The sequence below is a fragment of the Marinilabilia salmonicolor JCM 21150 genome, assembly GCF_000259075.1.
Classification (GTDB): domain Bacteria; phylum Bacteroidota; class Bacteroidia; order Bacteroidales; family Marinilabiliaceae; genus Marinilabilia; species Marinilabilia salmonicolor.
Genome location: NZ_AJKI01000002.1, coordinates 425331 through 443321, shown reverse-complemented (window position 1 = coordinate 443321; position 17991 = coordinate 425331). Strand labels below are relative to the sequence as shown.

17 protein-coding genes are annotated in these 17991 nt (G+C 43.2%); 5 read left to right on the top strand and 12 right to left on the bottom strand.

The window, feature by feature from the left end; genetic code table 11:
* Positions 1-20: 20 nt before the first annotated feature.
* The 3 genes from W7W_RS0102570 to W7W_RS0102560 all read left to right on the top strand — a co-directional run bounded on the left by W7W_RS0102570 (position 21) and on the right by W7W_RS0102560 (position 3127).
* On the top strand, positions 21-1232 hold the full coding sequence (locus W7W_RS0102570; protein ID WP_010662298.1) for an ABC transporter permease: 1212 nt from the start codon (positions 21-23) through the stop codon (positions 1230-1232).
* A 68-nt stretch (positions 1233-1300) separates the two neighbouring features.
* Positions 1301-1990, top strand: a complete 690-nt coding sequence (locus W7W_RS0102565) for an ABC transporter ATP-binding protein (protein ID WP_010662297.1) — start codon at positions 1301-1303, stop codon at positions 1988-1990.
* A 12-nt stretch (positions 1991-2002) separates the two neighbouring features.
* Positions 2003-3127 (top strand): hypothetical protein, encoded by a 1125-nt coding sequence (locus W7W_RS0102560; protein ID WP_010662296.1) that lies wholly within the window; start codon positions 2003-2005, stop codon positions 3125-3127.
* 5 nt (positions 3128-3132) lie between these two features.
* Here W7W_RS0102560 and dxs read toward each other — a convergent pair whose 3' ends face one another.
* Positions 3133-5046 (bottom strand): 1-deoxy-D-xylulose-5-phosphate synthase, encoded by a 1914-nt coding sequence (gene dxs, locus W7W_RS0102555; protein WP_010662295.1) that lies wholly within the window; start codon positions 5044-5046, stop codon positions 3133-3135.
* A 237-nt stretch (positions 5047-5283) separates the two neighbouring features.
* On the opposite strand from dxs, the gene W7W_RS0102550 reads away from it, so the two are divergent.
* Positions 5284-6303, top strand: a complete 1020-nt coding sequence (locus tag W7W_RS0102550; RefSeq protein WP_010662294.1) for an OmpA/MotB family protein — start codon at positions 5284-5286, stop codon at positions 6301-6303.
* A gap of 49 nt (positions 6304-6352) precedes the next feature.
* Positions 6353-7381: a radical SAM/SPASM domain-containing protein gene (locus W7W_RS23045; RefSeq protein ID WP_025006665.1), complete on the top strand. Its 1029-nt coding sequence runs from the start codon at positions 6353-6355 to the stop codon at positions 7379-7381.
* A gap of 63 nt (positions 7382-7444) precedes the next feature.
* Here the strand turns inward: W7W_RS23045 and W7W_RS0102540 are convergent, their stop codons facing one another.
* The 11 genes from W7W_RS0102540 to W7W_RS0102485 form a co-directional block, all read right to left on the bottom strand.
* Entirely contained in the window at positions 7445-7921 is a 477-nt protein-coding gene (locus W7W_RS0102540) for a DUF456 domain-containing protein (RefSeq protein WP_010662292.1), read from the bottom strand.
* Positions 7922-8034: 113 nt separating this feature from the next.
* Complete coding sequence (gene nadB / locus W7W_RS0102535; protein ID WP_010662291.1) at positions 8035-9633, bottom strand: L-aspartate oxidase; 1599 nt, start codon at positions 9631-9633, stop codon at positions 8035-8037.
* A 532-nt stretch (positions 9634-10165) separates the two neighbouring features.
* Complete coding sequence (locus W7W_RS0102525) at positions 10166-11719, bottom strand: glycine--tRNA ligase (RefSeq protein WP_010662289.1); 1554 nt, start codon at positions 11717-11719, stop codon at positions 10166-10168.
* A gap of 243 nt (positions 11720-11962) precedes the next feature.
* Positions 11963-12649 carry a hypothetical protein gene (locus W7W_RS0102520; protein ID WP_010662288.1) on the bottom strand — a complete coding sequence of 229 codons (687 nt, stop codon included), beginning with the start codon at positions 12647-12649 and terminating at the stop codon, positions 11963-11965.
* 47 nt (positions 12650-12696) lie between these two features.
* Complete coding sequence (locus W7W_RS0102515) at positions 12697-13425, bottom strand: hypothetical protein (protein ID WP_010662287.1); 729 nt, start codon at positions 13423-13425, stop codon at positions 12697-12699.
* On the bottom strand, positions 13379-14335 hold the full coding sequence (locus W7W_RS0102510; RefSeq protein ID WP_157202427.1) for a hypothetical protein: 957 nt from the start codon (positions 14333-14335) through the stop codon (positions 13379-13381). Before W7W_RS0102510 ends, W7W_RS0102515 begins: the two co-directional genes overlap by 47 nt.
* A 149-nt stretch (positions 14336-14484) precedes the next feature.
* A complete protein-coding gene (locus tag W7W_RS0102505; protein ID WP_010662285.1) occupies positions 14485-15492 on the bottom strand; it encodes a tetratricopeptide repeat protein in 1008 nt (335 codons plus the stop codon).
* A 277-nt stretch (positions 15493-15769) separates the two neighbouring features.
* A complete protein-coding gene (locus W7W_RS0102500) occupies positions 15770-16024 on the bottom strand; it encodes a DUF3781 domain-containing protein (protein ID WP_010662284.1) in 255 nt (84 codons plus the stop codon).
* A 311-nt stretch (positions 16025-16335) separates the two neighbouring features.
* A complete protein-coding gene (locus W7W_RS0102495; protein ID WP_010662283.1) occupies positions 16336-17241 on the bottom strand; it encodes an NAD-dependent epimerase/dehydratase family protein in 906 nt (301 codons plus the stop codon).
* A 35-nt stretch (positions 17242-17276) separates the two neighbouring features.
* Entirely contained in the window at positions 17277-17447 is a 171-nt protein-coding gene (locus W7W_RS23405) for a type III restriction protein res subunit (protein ID WP_010662282.1), read from the bottom strand.
* A gap of 30 nt (positions 17448-17477) precedes the next feature.
* Positions 17478-17864, bottom strand: a complete 387-nt coding sequence (locus tag W7W_RS0102485; RefSeq protein WP_234408328.1) for a (deoxy)nucleoside triphosphate pyrophosphohydrolase — start codon at positions 17862-17864, stop codon at positions 17478-17480.
* Positions 17865-17991: the final 127 nt, after the last annotated feature.

The following is a 17991-nucleotide window of genomic DNA, read 5'->3' as shown; positions in this document are numbered from 1 at the left end:
CGGGAAAACAGCGAAAAGCTATGCTACTAAAAATTGCCTGGAGAAACATCTGGAGAAGTCCTGTCAGGAGCTGGATAATTATTTTAGCTCTAACGGCAGGCATGTTTGCAGGTATTTTTTCGTCCACATTCATGAACGGATGGATGAAACAACGGCTTCGCGATGGCGTAGAGACCGAAACTGGGCACCTTCAGGTTTTCCGAAATGAGTACCGAAATTCCCGGGAACTATCGTTGCTCCTGACGTCCGCTGAGTCAACCAGAATACGTTCTCTTCCGATGGTAGAGGCTGCATCTGAACGTATTATCGTACAGGGAATGGCTGCTTCTGCCGAAACAGCCCGTGGAATTAAAATTTTAGGGATAGATCCTTTAATGGAGAAAAACGTTCTTAACCTGTATGAAAAGGTGCGGGAGGGCAGCTGGTTCGATTCTCCCTACTCAAAGGAAGCGGTGGTGGGAGAAAAACTGGCCCGGCAACTAAAAATCGACCTGCATTCAAGAATCATTCTCAGATTTCAGGATCTGGAAGGAACCTTAACAGGAGGAGCATTCCGCGTGGCAGGAATTTTCCGTACCAGCAACACGGCATTCGACGGGACACATGTTTTGGTACGCAAGTCTGATTTGGCTCAATTAACCAACATACCATCCGCCAAATGCCATGCAATAGTTGTAAAACTCCGGGATGCGGAGGAGGCAATGCAGACAGCCCCTGAAATTGAAAACAATCTGAAGGATACAGATGCCGTGCCCTGGAAAGAACTCAGTCCGGAACTGGGTTACATTACTGAATTGAGCAATACCTATATGTACATTTTTGTGGTCATTATTCTGATGGCTCTGGCTTTTGGAATTGTGAACACCATGCTCATGGCCGTACTGGAACGAACCCGGGAAATCGGCATGCTCATGTCGGTGGGCATGGCCCGCGCACGCATATTCGCAATGATTGTGCTGGAAACTGTGATGCTTTGTACCACCGGAGGCCTGCTGGGCATTGGGACAGGCCTGTTGACAGTATGGCATCTCTCCACCATTGGAATTGACTTATCCATTTGGGCAACAGGGCTAACAGAAATGGGATTTGATCCAATTGTTTATCCTGAATGGAATGCTGTCCTGGTTCTCAACATTGCAATAATGGTGATTCTTTCCGGGATATTGGCATCCATATACCCGGCCTGGAAAGCACTGAAATTAAATCCGTCAGAAGCAGTTCGGGGAATTTAGCCCGCAGCCATTAGAACCTTATTAATAACTAACATACCAAATACATCAGAACAACAAAACCAAAAACCATGTCTATAATAACCATCAGGGATTTACACAAAACTTACAACAGCAGTCAGGTACCTGTATATGCCCTAAACGGGGTGGATTTAACCATTGATGAAGGAGAATTTACCGCCATAGTAGGCCCGTCCGGCTCAGGAAAAACAACGCTACTCAACATTATTGGCGGACTCGATGATCCTAATAAGGGACAGGTCATCATTAATGATACAGAAATCAATCAACTCTCCAGCAGTGAGAAAATCAATTTCAGATTACACAATATTGGCTTCATCTTTCAGGCTTACAACCTGATACCAGTTCTTACAGCCCGCGAGAATATCGAGTTTATCCTGGAATTACAGGGAATTTCGAAATCAAAACGCCGACAACGAAGCCATGAACTTCTCGAAGCAGTGGGAATTCCCGAAAAGGCGGACATCCGGCCCCGGCAACTTTCAGGCGGACAACAACAACGCATTGCAGTGGCACGGGCTCTGGCATCACGCCCACGGTTCATTCTGGCCGATGAACCCACCGCAAACCTCGATTCTGCTTCAGCAGACAATCTTTTGGCCATCATGGAAGAACTCAACAAAAAAGAAAAGACTACTTTTATATTTTCAACCCACGATGCCAGAGTGGTTAAAAAAGCCCGACGGGTAGTAACACTTGAAGATGGTAAAATTAAATCGGACGAAATGACCAAGTTGTAAAAAACTAAAAAAATGAGAACCTGTTTTCTGATAGTTGCATTTTTTATTTCCTGCCAAATAAGCGGTCAGATGAAAGCTGACGGTTACCTGGGCATTATGCCGGGTTGGTACCATCTGGAAGAACTTAATCAAAACCTTCGTGAAACAACCATACACAATCGCATAAACCTGAGTTACGATTTTTCTTCCACTGTCATTGGCGTCATCCAGTTTAGAAACCGGCTCATTCACGGGCAAACGGTTAATGATATTCCAGGTTATGCCGCTTTTATCGACAGTGACCAGGGCTTTCTGGATATGTCTCACAACATCGCCACAGGCAATTCAGCAATTCTCAACATGACCATAGACCGACTCTGGTTTGATTTTTACCTGGGAAAACTGCAGGTAAGGGCCGGGCGGCAACGCATCAACTGGGGGCAGGCAATGGTATGGAATCCCAACGATATCTTCAATGCTTATTCGTTTTTTGATTTGGACTATCCCGAAAGGCCCGGGATTGACGGAGTACGCCTGCAACTATTTACAGGACCGGCCTCCCAGCTTGACGGAGTATTCAAAATAGATTCCGACCATCGAAAGACAATGGCCATGCGGTTTCGGTTTAATGCCGGGAGGTACGACTGGCAGGTTTTAGGAGGAAGGCTCAATGACCATGACTGGACAGCCGGCCTGGGATGGTCCGGCCATATTGGCAATGCGGGTTTTTACGGAGAAGGAACGTTTTTAATTCCCGACCTCGGAAAAGAAACATTAATAGCCTCCACCGGAATTAATTACACTTTTAAAAACAACTTATTGTGGCAAAGTGAATTTTTGTACAGCAGTAATTTAAGTAACTCAATAGATGGATTTAGCAATTTTATTACAGGACAGGCATCTATAAAAAATCTAAGTGTAACCAGATACACCCTTTTCAGCTCTCTGCAATATCCATTTACACCGTTGCTTTCCGGAACAATAAATCTGATGCATTTTGTGGGCACAAATGGCTGGCATGCTGGTCCTGCAATGGAATATTCTCTTCAACGAAACCTTTATCTGACAGCTAATCTGAATTTATTCTTCAACAAGACAATCCAAGAAGGAAGTACAACAGATTATCTGGGGGCGGTTCGGTTAAAGTGGTTTTTTTAAGTTCTTTATTCAGTTTTCCCAACCATAGAACGTGCCGCCTGACGGATACCCTCCATATCATATCCGCAATCACGGGCCAACTCAGTCTGGGTTCCCTGATCGATAAACTTATCCGGTATCCCCAATCGTTTAATGGTCGCGGAATATCCATTTTCAGCCATAAACTCAATAACCGCAGTTCCCAAGCCCCCGGTGATAGCACCATCCTCAATGGTAATTATTTTCTGATATCTGTCAAAAACCTTTAGAAGTAAATTTTCATCCAACGGTTTCACAAATCGCATATCACAGTGCCCGGCAGAAATGCCCTCATCCGCTAGTTGCGTTACAATGCGTTCAACCTTAGCACCTATTGGCCCAATGGTCAGAAACACCAGGTCGGAACCCTCAGAGAGCTCACGTCCGGTACCTACCTCGATTTTTTGAAAAGGTGTTTGCCAATCTATATTAGTGCCGTTGCCGCGCGGATAACGAATGGAAAAAGGCCCCATATCAGGCAGTTGGGCAGTGTACATCAGGTTCCGCAGCTCTTCCTCATCCATTGGTGAAGAAACAGTCATATTCGGGATGCAACGGAAATAAGCCAAATCAAAAGCACCGTGATGCGTGGGACCGTCAGCCCCCACCAGTCCGCCCCGATCGAGACAAAACACCACATTAAGTTTCTGCAGCGCCACATCATGAATGACCTGATCGTAAGCCCGCTGCATGAAAGTGGAGTATATATTACAAAAAGGAACCATTCCGGAAATGGCAAGACCGGCAGCAAAAGTCACCGCGTGTTGTTCAGCGATGCCCACATCGAAAGCACGATCAGGCATTTTCTCCATCATCAGATTCAGGCTGCACCCGGTAGGCATGGCCGGAGTAATTCCCACGATTTTCTCATTTTTCTCTGCAAGCTCAATGATGCTGTGTCCAAAAACATCCTGAAATTTCGGGGGTCTGGGGGTATTTGATGCGCTTTCCAAAAACCGGCCCGTGGTTTTATCAAATTTGCCTCCGGTGGCATGCCAGGCAGTTTGATTCTCCTCAGCAAGCTTAAACCCCTTTCCCTTTTTAGTAATGATATGAAGGACTTTGGGCCCCTTTATCTCCTTTAAATCTTTAAGCACATTGGCCAATCTTTCCACATCGTGCCCGTCCACCGGACCAAAGTATCGGACATTTAATCCCTCAAAAATATTGGTCTGCCGCGTGAGCAGGGTTTTAATACTGTTGTTGATCTTAATAATCATATCGCGCGAACGCGGACCGCCAATATTAAACTTTTGAAGTGCTTTAAAAACCTCTTTCCGCAGTTTATTGTAAGTATGGCTCGTAGCAATATCAACCAGATATTCACTAAATCCACCCACATTGGGGTCGATGGCCATATTGTTATCGTTGAGCACCACCAGCACATTGGCTTTACTGGCTGCCAGGTTATTAAGCCCTTCGAAGGACTGGCCGGCAGTCATCGCCCCGTCACCGATCACAGCCACAGTCTGTCGGTTCTTCTCCCCCTGCCGGTTGGCAGCCACAGCCATTCCCAACGCAGCGGAAATGGAAGTCGATGAATGTCCTACACCAAAGGCATCATATTCACTTTCAAAAATATTGGGAAAACCGCTAAGACCTTTGTATTTTCTATTGGTATCAAAACGATCTCTTCGTCCGGTCAGGATTTTATGACCGTAAGCCTGATGCCCAACATCCCAGATAATTTTATCATAAGGCGTATTAAACACATAATGAAGAGCAACGGTAAGTTCCACCACTCCGAGACTTGCACCAAAATGACCGGGATTACATGAGACAGCATCAATGATGTAATCGCGCAATTCCGAGCAAACATGCATCAGATCTTTCTGAGGAAGCTTCCGCAAATCCTCAGGAGAATCAATATGTTTCAAAAATTCTTTGGCGGCCTCTTCCATTCCCTTGTTTCTGTTTTATGACATTACGGTTTAATGATGCAAAGATAAAAGAATGTTAATATTTTACAGATGATTAAAAGCCCAATCTCTTCTTTCACTTCAGTAAACAGTAAAAAATTTTATTAGTTTTACGCGGAAACCCGATATTTGAAAATAATCATTTCCTGTTTTTACCGTTATTCAGGCGATGGATTTTTGTATCCGCCCCGAAATAAGCAACAATTAAAATTAAAAATTATGAGACCCTTAAAGCACCTTGGAGTTATCGTTATTTTCAGTTCTCTCTTGTTTTCATGTGTCCCTCTAAATCAATTCAGGGAGTTGGAGGAGAGCAATCAGCAACTGACTGACAAAGTGGAAAGCCTCAGCAGCGATAAAGAACTACTGAAAGGGCGTACAGAAGAGCTGAAGGAGTTGGCAGACCGTCTGAAAAATCAGGTCGCTGCACTAACTGCAGACACATTACAAAAAGGCCGGGATGTGAGGGCTTGTCGGGGAGACCTGAACCACCTGCGAACAGAGTACGATGATCTGCTGTCACAATTACGCAACCAAACCGGAACTGCCGACTCTGAAGAGTTGCTTGCCTATCTGCAGAAGCTGCAGGAAGACCTTCAGGCAAGAGAGGACGCGCTGATTGCCGCAGAAAGAGACCTTGAATCCCGCAAAACAGAGCTGCAAAATGCCATGAGCGAGTTAACCTCAGCACAGTCACAACTTGAAGCACAGAATCGCCGCCTCATGGAACTGGAACAGGCACTTGCCCGAAAAGACAGTGCAAGCAATGCTCTTCGGAAAGCCATTGCCGATGCACTGACAGGCTTTGACCAAAGTCAGCTGAAAGTACACATCAAAAATGGAAAAGTCTATGTTTCCATGGAAGAAAAACTACTTTTCGGTTCAGGAAGTTACCAGGTCAGCACCGAAGGAGCATCGGCCATTCGCCAGGTGGCAAATGTGCTGGGCGAGAAAAAAGACATCAATATCATGATTGAGGGTCACACCGATCCCGTGCCTTACCGCAGCGGAGTTTTGCTCGACAACTGGGATCTGAGTGTGAAACGCGCGACGTCTGTTACACGTATCTTGCTGGAAAACAGCGAGGTTGATCCCTCCAGAGTAATTGCAGCCGGTCGCGGGCCTCACGTACCCCTCGTCTCCAATGAAACGACAGAAGGAAAGCGCAAAAACAGACGTACAGAAATCATCCTGACCCCCAGGCTCGATCAGATTCTGGACATACTGGAGACCAACTAAACACAACGGTCTTTCTGATTTCTTTTTGTGATTCCATAAGAACCAATCCATGTGGTTTAGACAATCTGCGTTCCTTAATAACGAATTATCATACTTAAAGTGCCTAAGCCTCCGAAGGGTATTAAATCTTTTCAAACTCTTCGGAGGATATTTCTTTTCCCGAATTGTCCAAAAACCGAAATGGTTAGGCCAGCCCTATGCGTTCTCTGTAGAGCCATCAGGACATTGTCAGTTAAGGTGTCCGGAGTGCCCGACCGGAGCGGCAGTACTGACCCGTAAAAAAGGCAATATTGACCCCGTACTTTTCACCAAAATCATCAATGAAATAAAAGAATACACACTTTACCTGAATCTTTACTTTCAGGGTGAGCCATTGATACATCCACAAATAGATTTTTTGATAAGGAAAGCTGACGAGGCACGCACCTATACAACGCTAAGCACCAATGCTCAACTCCTTGACAAAGAAATGTGCCAAAAACTTATCTCCTCTGGATTGTCGCGAATTGTAATCTCACTTGACGGATTTTCGCAGGAAATATACGAACAATACCGGAGGGGAGGCAACGTGGAGAAGGTCAAAAATGGCATTTTGAGCCTGATTGAGGCCCGGGAAGAAGAAAATGCAACAAATCCCCTTGTTGTGGTTCAAACCCTCGCATTTAGACACAACAAAAACGAAATTAAAAGGATTCGGGACTGGTGCAGGAGTGTCGGAGTGGACAAACTTGAAATTAAGTCAGCACAAATGAATGAATTTGGAGACGGCAGTGTTAAACCGGCAAAAGAACACTCCCGATATGAAAACGTCCCTGCCGAATCATCATTCCGATTAAGAAAAAAAGCTTACAATCACTGCTGGAGACAATGGAGCAACCCGGTCATTACCTGGGATGGATCCTTGCTTCCCTGCTGCTACGACAAAGACGCAAAGCACATTTTAGGAAACATCTCCAGAAACACGCTGATAAAAATATGGCAAAACAACAACAGCAAGACCTTTAAACAAAAAATATTATCGAACCGAAGGAATATTGAAATGTGCCGCAACTGTCCCGAAGGAAGAACCAGGATATAGCACAATCCCTAATATACAGACTTTTAAAACACAGGATTACTCCGGGACCACCACCTTTTCCTCTTAGAACATCCACTCTTTAACAAAGTACCAGGTAAAAACCCCGGAAACTATCAGCTTCAACACCACACCGGTCATCAGACCAAAAAAAGCTCCCAGGGCAGAACGAAATGCATTTCCCGAATCAGCATTTCCCGCCAGTTCGCCAACAAAGGCACCGGCAAAAGGGCCCAGCACAACCCCGACAGGGCCGAAAAAAAGCCCCACCACCAAGCCAATGGAAGCCCCCCAAATGCCGGCCCGGGTTCCTCCAAAACGCGTTGTTCCCCAAACTGGCACCACATAATCTAAAATTGTCACCACTATTGCCGCTAATGCCGAGAACCACAAAAAACTGCTGCTAAAATCACCCCATCGGGTTATCTGAAGCATTAGTAAAGCTAAAAAACTCAGCGGAGGGCCTGGCAAAACCGGCAATACACAACCGACAAACCCTGCCAACAATAAGGAAATTCCAATTATGATCAATATGATATCCATAATAAATCAGCTGTTAGCTCATGGCTCATAACTGTTCGTTCATTAGATTAAACAGGTTAATTCATCTTAAACAAATCATTTTCTCAAGTGCCTGATGTGTTTCACCATCATCATCAGCTTCCCAGCTTTATCATATCCGGGTAATCGCTGTTGTAATGAAGCCCCCTGCTCTCTTTTCGCTGGCGGGCCATTTTTATAATCAGGTACCCCACCTGAATGGAATTTCGGAGCTCGCAAAGACGTTGCGAAACAGTGGAGCGCTGATACAAATCTTCCGTTTCATGGTAAATGATTTCCAACCGGTCAAGTGCTCTTTTCAAACGAAGATTGGAGCGCACAATGCCCACATAATAGCTCATAATCTGTTCTATCTCTTTCTGACTTTGGGTAATCAACACCATCTCCTCAGGGTGAGATGTTCCTTCATCGTTCCACTCCGGAATATCCTTACAGAAAGAATACGACTGCACAGTGGCAACTGCATCCCGGGCCGCAGCATCAGCATAAACAATACCCTCCAACAGAGAATTGGATGCCAGCCGGTTGGCCCCGTGAAGTCCGGTGCAACTGCACTCACCGGCAGCATAAAGACGTCCAATGGATGTACGCGCCATTTCATCTACCTTGATTCCACCACAGGAAAAATGAGCGGCCGGAACCACGGGAATGTAATCTTTGGAAATGTCAATCCCCAGCGACAGGCATTTCTCATAAATAGCTGGATAATGGGCCTTTATCTCCTCTTTGGGTTTATGCGTTACATCCAGATAGACAAAATCATCTCCGGTGGTCTTCAACTCATTGTCAATGGCACGCGCCACGATGTCGCGCGGTGCAAGACACTCCCGCTCGTCGTACTTATGCATAAACTTTTTCCCGTCACGGCGCTTCAATATGCCACCAAACCCACGCATAGCCTCTGTTATCAGAAAAGAAGGCCGTTCTTTGGGATTGTACAACGAAGTGGGATGAAACTGAATAAACTCCATATTATCCACAATCCCTTTGGCCCGATAAACCATAGCAACACCATCTCCTGTAGCAATAGAAGGATTGGTGGTGGTCTGATAAACACTGCCAACTCCCCCGGTAGCCATCAAGGTCACTTTCGACAAAATGGTTTCAACACTATTGGTGCGTCTGTTGAGCACATAAGCACCATAACACTCAATGTCGCGCCGCCAGCGATGCACCAACTCACCCAGGTGGTGCTGTGTTATAATTTCCACCGCAAAATGATCCTCCAACACCTCTATATCCGGGTGCTCCCTAACGGCCTGAACAAGTCCCCGCTGAATTTCGTAACCGGTCTGGTCTTTATGATGAAGAATCCGGTTCTCCGAGTGTCCGCCTTCCCGGTGCAAATCAAAATGTCCTTCTTTATCTTTATCGAAACGAACTCCCCAGTGTATCAACTCTTCAATCTGCCCGGGTGCTTTCTCCACCACATGACGCACCACCTCAGGATCACAAAGTCCCGCCCCGGCAGTCATCGTATCCTGAATATGCTTTTCGAAATTATCGGGAGCATAGGTCACAGAGGAGATCCCCCCCTGGGCATAAGAGGTGTTGGTTTCATCCAGCTTTGTTTTACTGATGATACAAACTTTACCTTTACCTGCCACTTTAAGGGCAAAACTAAGTCCGGCCATTCCGGAGCCAATAACCAGAAAATCAAATTTCTTGCGTTTGGATATATCTGCTTTTCTCATAAAACCTCAGGCTTTGAAACAGACAAATTTACAACTTTAGACGAGAAATAAGGAATGATACATCGAAGAGAATCTTTAATCGAGAAAAAACACAGAAAGAAGAAAACAATATCTCTGTGGTTTATCTTTTTTTAACCACTGGAAAGCACCGGGCAACACAAAGGGAAACACCGCTAACCGCGGAAAAGTCGGGATTGCTTCACGGTGTTACCAATGACATCCACAAATCCTTCCATTCTGGATTGAAATTTTCCGCGGCCATTGCGACTTTTGGTGACCTTTGTGGTATCAACGAAAAACCCGGCAATAGCCGGGTTTAATTCTAATCTTTATGAGACTCTATTTTCTAAAAATCGAACCTGATTAATTCACAAATTATCTATTAAGATACTCAACTACCAGCGAAATTCAAGAGTCCTCAGCAAATTTAATTTGAAAATAGTTCACTATTTTCTTCTTCAAATTTGCCTGCGGTTTCTTAAATTTCTTGGGATTAGAGCATCTCATAACGAAAATCCATGAATTATTCAGGCTAAACCAGTGATTTCAGCAACTCTTTCATACTTATATGCCCTGTCATAATGCTGTATAACTCCGAAATCTTAACCCGCTCCTGCTCCATACTGTCGCGGTAACGGATGGTCACAGTATCATCTTCCATGGTCTGATGATCAACAGTGATACAGAACGGTGTGCCAATAGCATCCTGACGGCGATAACGCTTCCCGATGGAATCCTTCTCCTCGTAGCGGCAGTTAAAGTCAAACTTAAACTGATCCATTATTTCCAGCGCTTTTTCAGGCAGTCCGTCTTTACGTACCAGTGGCAACACCGCCAGTTTTACAGGCGCCAGAACAGGGGGTAATTTCAACACGACGCGCGATTCGGACTTTCCGTCTTTTCCGGGAACTTCCTCTTCGGTATAAGCACCGGCAAGAATACTCAGGAACATGCGATCCACCCCGATGGAGGTTTCAATCACATAAGGCACATAACTCTTGTTCAGTTCAGGATCGAAATATTGCATTTTCTTACCGGAAAATTCCTGATGCTGAGAAAGGTCAAAATCGGTGCGGGAGTGTATTCCCTCCACCTCTTTGAAACCAAAGGGCATCTCAAACTCCACATCGGTGGCCGCATTGGCATAGTGTGCCAGCTTATCGTGGTCGTGGAAGCGATATTTCTTATCCCCCATGCCCATCGATTTATGCCACTTCATACGCATCTCTTTCCAATATTCGAACCATTTCATCTCCTCACCGGGACGGACAAAAAATTGCATCTCCATCTGCTCAAATTCGCGCATGCGGAAAATAAACTGACGGGCCACAATTTCATTACGAAATGCCTTACCAATCTGGGCGATACCAAAAGGCAATTTCATGCGGCCGGTTTTCTGCACATTCAGAAAGTTTACAAAAATACCCTGAGCCGTTTCGGGACGCAGATAAATTTTTGAGGCACCCTCTGCTGTGGAGCCCATCTCGGTAGAGAACATCAAATTGAACTGGCGCACATCGGTCCACTCCTTGGAGCCGGATAACGGACAAGCCACCTCATAATCCACAATGATCTGGCGCAACTCCTGAAGGTCATTGTCGTTCAGAGCCTTCACAAAACGGCCGTGAATTTCATCCCACTTGGCCTGATTGGCCTTCACCCGAGGATTGGTTTCGCGAAACTGTGCCTCATCAAAATCATCTCCAAACTTTTTGCGGGCTTTTTCAATCTCCTTATCGATTTTTCCCTCGTATTTGGCCATGAGATCTTCAATCAACACATCGGCCCGATAACGCTTCTTACTGTCTTTGTTGTCAATCAAGGGGTCGTTGAAAGCATCAACGTGACCGGAGGCCTTCCAGGTGGTGGGATGCATAAAAATTGCTGAATCGAGTCCGACAACATTTTCGTGCAGCAGGACCATGGAATCCCACCAATATTTTTTAATGTTATTTTTGAGCTCAACACCGTTCTGACCGTAGTCGTAAACGGCACCAAGGCCGTCGTAAATCTCACTCGACTGAAATACAAACCCGTACTCCTTACAATGGGCTACCAACTTTTTGAAAACATCTTCCTGGGCCATACAATGAACTTTTATGTGATTTTTCTAATTTCTGTTTTGTAAAACGCACAAAAATAAGGGAAAAAATGCTTATTGCGAATTATTTGCAAAAATCTGTTGGTGAATTTGGAGAAAATTGAGGAGGACCACCAATTCCACACCCTACAAACTCATAAAAAAAGGACTTCACACACAGTAAAGCTCCAATGCCATCCCGTGCTCTTCTTCTCATTCAACACGAAAAAGCCGGCCGGAAATTTTTTTTTACTCCAATGCGACGCCCTCCATGTCGTTTCTGATTTTTTCAATAAGGAAAGTGTTGAAATCCTTCAGCATCAGGTTGGCATTCCAAAAAGCACACCAGCAGTAGGCATCCACCTTAAATTCATCCACGTATTCCTTGTAAAAACTGCCAAAATCCTTGACCAGCGTACCGTCTTTTTTAAACAGTTTCAAATCTGAAACATCAATAACAATTTTTCCGGGAGTCTTAATGCCCGAGGTAGCCAATGCTCCAATGAGTCCGAAAGAGGCTCCCACAGCAGCACCGGAAGAGAATTCCTGTTGAGCATAAAAACTATTCAAAGTTCCGGTCAGGTAATAATTACTGTATTCGCTCCGATTGTATAAAGACATCTCAAACAAACGAGCTTTATTGAAATGCTCTGCCAATATCCGTGAAAACTGATTCACTACTGTATCTTTTTTATAATGCTTTTCAGAATTAATGCACACCTGTTTCCCATCCAATCTCATCTGGTGCGGGTTGGAAAACAACACTGAATTGGCCTCAAAACTATCTCTGTTATCTGTAAAAGCCCTTACATCCACAACGGCCGGGATGGGCTTTACCGACTTATCGGCCACCAAATCATCGGTTTTGTAAGTGATCTTCTGGCTAATGGTACAACCCCAAAAAACCAGCGGGATAAAAAAGAGTATTTTTCTCATAGCTTTTATTATTCAACCTGGAAAATTATGATCTCCCCAGATTAAGGTTAAAATTTAATTCCGAGTTGAAAGGTTACTCCAACATCATTATTGTAAACATTAGAACTTAGCACCTTTTCATAAATTCCGATACCCAGGGTGACTCCAAATTTTGATTCAGGAATAAAAACAATTCCCTGCGAAGGATTCAGTCCGAAAAAAATGTTGGAAGAAACATCTCCTGAAAAGTCTGTGAGCTCTTCCTCTCCGTAGATCAATCTGACCCCCAGATTAAGGTAAAATTTATCTCCCAGGTGGTAAAGAGGACTAATCCCGAACGTCATATAGCTCATCTCGGCCATGTAATAGCCCGATTTATTAAAATAATCGGGCCGGATATCAAAACCCTCAATTCCAACAACCAGAGGAAGCACCCATCTTGACCTGCTCGTCAGGTTGTATCCGTAATAGTCCACCCCCCATCCCGTGGCATTTGCACCGATTCGCTGAGAATACACCGCCAGGTTGATCCATTCATCAACCTCTTCAACATAATCGGTAGTATCCACCAGTACCTCATTGACTTTGCCTTCAACATCTATGTTGGAATCAAGGCTGTCCGCAACGTTACCTTCACTCCCTCGCTGATAACTTCTGACTTCTGTCAGAGGAATGAAGCTCGAAAACTTTCGGTCATCCCTGTGGAAATCATAATAAATAACCTGCTCATCTACCTTGGTTATGTTACAGTTAATTTGCTCTCCGTCTCTTTTGGTTATTTGATCCTGAGCCCCCATAGCGAAAGAAATCAACAGAGATCAGATCTGAGCTCATCTCAAAATCCAGAAAAAGCCGGTCGGAAAGCTTCACCAGACAACCTCCTCCAGCAAAAACAGTTATGGGAAATCCGTGATTTTTCGCTAAAAATGTATTCACTCCAATATTTAATTTGGGTTTGAACACCTTGGCCGGATAAACATACTCAAACTGAAGAGGTATCTGGAAAACATCGACCGATGATGATTGCCCATAAAGAAGGCCTGTTTTTAAATACAACCGTTCACTTGAGTTTGGAAGCCAGAAATAAAGATGGGCCCCATACATATTTTGCAAATTTTCTATTGAAAACGGTTCTTTAGGGTACAAAAAGAAACTATAAACCGGCTCAACCTCCATTCGAAAAGGGTATTTTCTCCTTTCAAAAACCACACATGAACCTTCACCACAGGTGATGTCATGATATTTTCTGGTCAATGAAACCAGAGGTTTTCGTTCAGGAACCATTAATTTCTCAATCTGAGGGAAAATTTCCGGACAATCCATAAAATAATACTTCAGATATCCGATGTGAGCTGTTGGGTCTGGTTTGTAGTTGACACCATCTATATTGATAAACTCATCATTATAAGGAATTTCAGTGATTAACCCATTGAGATAATCGATCAAATAATGGGGGCCGGAAGCAGATCTGTGGTAATAGAGGTTTTTCTGTCCCTTAACAAGATATTCAGCAAAAACATTAACGGTATCCCGGGAAACAATGGCCTTCTTCGATACATAATATTTCCCGTCTGTAAAGGCATATCCTCTAATATCGAAAGGTTTAAACACAAAGATGCTGTCCTGGTTTTGAAACTCAATTTCCTGAGCATGTTTGAGATCCCCCTGAAAATTTAATTCCCCTTGAATGGTATCGCCATCAGTCAAAAACACACTGCCATTTCGGAAGTCATTTTGTCCGGTCAGTACATTTTAAAATAAAAACAATGAAAATAAAACGATTCCACTGATATTTAAATACATTCGGAGAACTATTTAAATTAAAAATTCAATAAGACCTTAACGTAATATATCCCTCACTTTTGGTCTCCCCGGACTGCAATAACATAGTCCTTTATCTGATTTATGAACTCTTCAGACAACTGATAAGCAACAAACGGATGCTCCGGAAGGACTATTTCATAAAATATAAACTCGTCAATCATATCTTTATCCAGGGATGCTTTTAAAGCCCGGAATTCAGGATGCTTTTTTACCGTCTTTCTGTCAAAACCAGTCATTAAACTAACAAATGCCTCTTTTTCCTCTATAGTTGAAAAAGAGCCAGCCTCCACTCCCATAGATTCCTGATACCCGGGTTCGTATCGCCACAGTGCTTTAACCAACGCATATCCTAACCAATCGGCATCAAAGGAAACTCCTACCTTGTTCTTGCCAATGCTATCCAATTGCATCTGTGGAGTAAAAGTCCAGTCGCTTAGCTCCAGTTTCTTTCTTCTGTAAATATCGTTGAAGGATTCCTTTATTCTGGGATTATTGCGGTTTAAAATCATCGCAATAGTAATTTCATCCACAGCTTCATCCATTTTCCCCTGCTCTTTATATGCATCTGCCAAGAACCAATGTGCCATATAATCGATAAAATTGAGGCTGATGGCCTTTTTATACCAATCAATGGCCTGATCAAAATCCCCCTCTATGCCACACATTTGGCCGATATATGTCATTACCCAGTAAGAAGTTGAATCGGATCTTAACGCTTCAATATACATTTCCTTTGCCGCTGAAAACATTCTGTCTTCAAAAAACTTCTCCGCGCTCTTCAAATATTCCTGAGCAATACTGTCAACTTGATATCTGTAGGTAAATATTTGTCCATCCTCAATGACTCTGTAATAAGAATTAAAATTCAGATTATCAGTCCTGTCAGGGGGTAAAATCTCATCTTCCAACTCATTCAACTCGTAAGTAATTGGAGATTTTTCCATTATTTCAAAAATCTCTGCAGGAGAATGAATTTCCTGGGCCGAAAGGGATAGAAAGCCTGCTAGCAACAGGATGAATGTCAGGAGTAGGTTCTTCATGGATCTCTGTTTTATTATTAATTGAAATTCTCCAAAACAGCCCTTAAATGGTGCCTGTCAATAAACTAAGTAAAGTTTCTCAAGTTCTCTGTGTCTGTTCAGAAGGTTCCGTTTACAAGGCTTGCCATTAGGGAAAATGCGGAGTTTACTTGAGTAAATAAGCAATTTCCGCTAATGGCGTAACGCAGTAAACGGGACTTTATGGACAGACACTAAACAGTTATTAAACACAGCGCCATTAACAGGTAAGTTTCTCATATCTTTCTTAAAAAAACACTCACAAAGCATCAACCGTGATAACCCTGCAAGTATTAAAATTTATAGTGATTTTTATCTTCCGATCGTTATTGGTTACATAAATATTCTTTCCTGATCTTCGAAAATGCGTCTCTTCGGAGTCTTTAAGGGTTTCTAATATCATCTCTTCAACTTCATGCCTTGAGTACCGGCGGTTCAGTTTTTTATTAATCCTCTCGTAAACAAGATCAGTATAACAAATATCATTTAAAACCAACTCTTTATATCTTATCATATAATCAAGGTGTTTAACAAAGAATTAATCTTTAAGATGTTTACCAACATGACACAAGATTTCCACAGGGTGATAACTTGCTCCCCAAATCTTTGCCTTGCAAAATTGTTGATTGGTAGTTGTAAAAGAAATTTCTGAGAATTCTGGTAAGAAGAAGAGGGTTGTCGGGTTCATTGGGGAATCAGCATTTTGGTTTATGTAAAACTAACTTTTTTGTTTTATTTTTCCAAAACAAGAGACAAAAAAGGGGCCATTAAATCCTGCCCCTACCCCCGGATACCCGGCCAAAATGTTTATTAAACTAAAAATTCTTATTCAAAGCAACAGTCTTGTTTCACATAATTCCGCCAGTTATGTTGCTCTTTGAACCCCAGAACCTCACGGATTTTTCGATTAGAAAACAACGCTTCATGCTCTTCCAAATCGCGGGAAAGTGGCACCTCCGGAAAGAATCTTTCCAGCAATTCTTTGTTGGGCAATATTGCACCATTGTGATCATTACCTGCATTAAAAATCTGATAGCCCAGACCATCTTTTTTCAAACACAGATCCACTATCTGTCCCAGATCACGCGCATCAATATAACAAAAAGCATTTCTACGTCGCACCTCAGGATTCTTTAAATAATAGGGAAACAGGTCGTCATATTCGTGAGGCTCAATAACATTTCCGATACGCAGCGCATAAATGTCAAATCCCGATCTTCGCTGAAAGCCTCGCGCTGTTTTCTCATTTACAACCTTAGATATTCCATAGCTATCCATGGGATCCACATCATAGTCCTCTTCCAAAGGCAGCACATGTGGATCCGTTTCGCCATCCGAGAAACAAATCCCGTAGGTTGTTTCTGACGAAGCTATAATAATTTTCTTAATACCAAGCTTTACAGCTGCTTCAATTACATTATAGGTTCCAATTGTATTTACCCGGTAAGTTTCATTGTCAGGTTTAATTAAAATCCTCGGAACGGCAGCAAAATGGACAACAGCATCGAATGGTGGAACCCCATTTCCCGATTCCAGCTCATCTAATCCGGCATACGAGCTCATTGCATTAAACATTTGTCCCGAATCGGTAATATCGGCAATCAGGTTATCCACCCCGGGATGTTCCAATGGCTGCAAATCAACATTCAACACTCTGTGCCCCTGATCCAACAGATAAGGGATAACGTGTTTTCCTGCTTTTCCTGATCCTCCTGTAAATAAAATCCGCATTTTTATTTATTTTTATTAGTTATTTCACATTCATCTCACCCAACTCTCAGCTTTGCCGCATCTTTATACAAAAACTGGGATAACGCTTCATTCAGCTCCCATTCTATATTCATGGGTTTAGATCTATAGTAATCAATTAATTTTCCCTCACCTACAAAAACATATCCCATAGTAATGCCATATTCGTCCTTGTTCCTTTCCTTCACGAAAAGCAGAATCTGCCTATATTTAATTTTTTACAAATGCAAATATTCTTTAAGAACGGGCAAGTCTGCTTCAGCCCAGGCCAAATCCTTCAGTTGTTTTTTCTCTAGCAGCAAATATTGTTTGTGCTCCCTTAGTTGTATTTCTCCATGTTTATATCGGGCCAGGAAGGGTATTAATTCAATAGATATTTCTGCATAATCGTGAAAGACTGGTGTCAGACGACTTTGAAGTTCTATTTCAATAGCTAATTCTTCTTTTATTTCTCTTTTAATGCAAGCCTCTTCAGATTCTCCTCTTTCCACCTTACCTCCCGGGAACTCCCATTTCAAAGGCATGTTCATTTCGGAGCCACGTTGTACTACCAGGCATTTGGTGCCGAAAGAAATAATCGCACAAGTAACCTTAATTCTCTTCAACAGACTAAATTTTAAATTAAATACGTTCTCCAAACCAAAGATAACATTTTTTCAGTGCTTCCCCGGAAACAAAGAGAGGAGACCGCACCTCAGTACAATCTCCTCTCCATTTAATCTCCAAATTGGC

Excerpts from the sequence above, each read along its gene's own strand:
- W7W_RS0102570 (WP_010662298.1), top strand. The coding sequence starts at position 21 with ATGCTACTAAAAATTGCCTGGAGAAACATCTGGAGAAGTCCTGTCAGG.
- W7W_RS0102565 (WP_010662297.1), top strand. The coding sequence starts at position 1,301 with ATGTCTATAATAACCATCAGGGATTTACACAAAACTTACAACAGCAGT.
- W7W_RS0102560 (WP_010662296.1), top strand. The coding sequence starts at position 2,003 with ATGAGAACCTGTTTTCTGATAGTTGCATTTTTTATTTCCTGCCAAATA.
- dxs (WP_010662295.1), bottom strand. The coding sequence starts at position 5,046 with ATGGAAGAGGCCGCCAAAGAATTTTTGAAACATATTGATTCTCCTGAG.
- W7W_RS0102550 (WP_010662294.1), top strand. The coding sequence starts at position 5,284 with ATGAGACCCTTAAAGCACCTTGGAGTTATCGTTATTTTCAGTTCTCTC.
- W7W_RS23045 (WP_025006665.1), top strand. The coding sequence starts at position 6,353 with ATGTGGTTTAGACAATCTGCGTTCCTTAATAACGAATTATCATACTTA.
- W7W_RS0102540 (WP_010662292.1), bottom strand. The coding sequence starts at position 7,921 with ATGGATATCATATTGATCATAATTGGAATTTCCTTATTGTTGGCAGGG.
- nadB (WP_010662291.1), bottom strand. The coding sequence starts at position 9,633 with ATGAGAAAAGCAGATATATCCAAACGCAAGAAATTTGATTTTCTGGTT.
- W7W_RS0102525 (WP_010662289.1), bottom strand. The coding sequence starts at position 11,719 with ATGGCCCAGGAAGATGTTTTCAAAAAGTTGGTAGCCCATTGTAAGGAG.
- W7W_RS0102520 (WP_010662288.1), bottom strand. The coding sequence starts at position 12,649 with ATGAGAAAAATACTCTTTTTTATCCCGCTGGTTTTTTGGGGTTGTACC.
- W7W_RS0102515 (WP_010662287.1), bottom strand. The coding sequence starts at position 13,425 with ATGGGGGCTCAGGATCAAATAACCAAAAGAGACGGAGAGCAAATTAAC.
- W7W_RS0102505 (WP_010662285.1), bottom strand. The coding sequence starts at position 15,492 with ATGAAGAACCTACTCCTGACATTCATCCTGTTGCTAGCAGGCTTTCTA.
- W7W_RS0102500 (WP_010662284.1), bottom strand. The coding sequence starts at position 16,024 with ATGATAAGATATAAAGAGTTGGTTTTAAATGATATTTGTTATACTGAT.
- W7W_RS0102495 (WP_010662283.1), bottom strand. The coding sequence starts at position 17,241 with ATGCGGATTTTATTTACAGGAGGATCAGGAAAAGCAGGAAAACACGTT.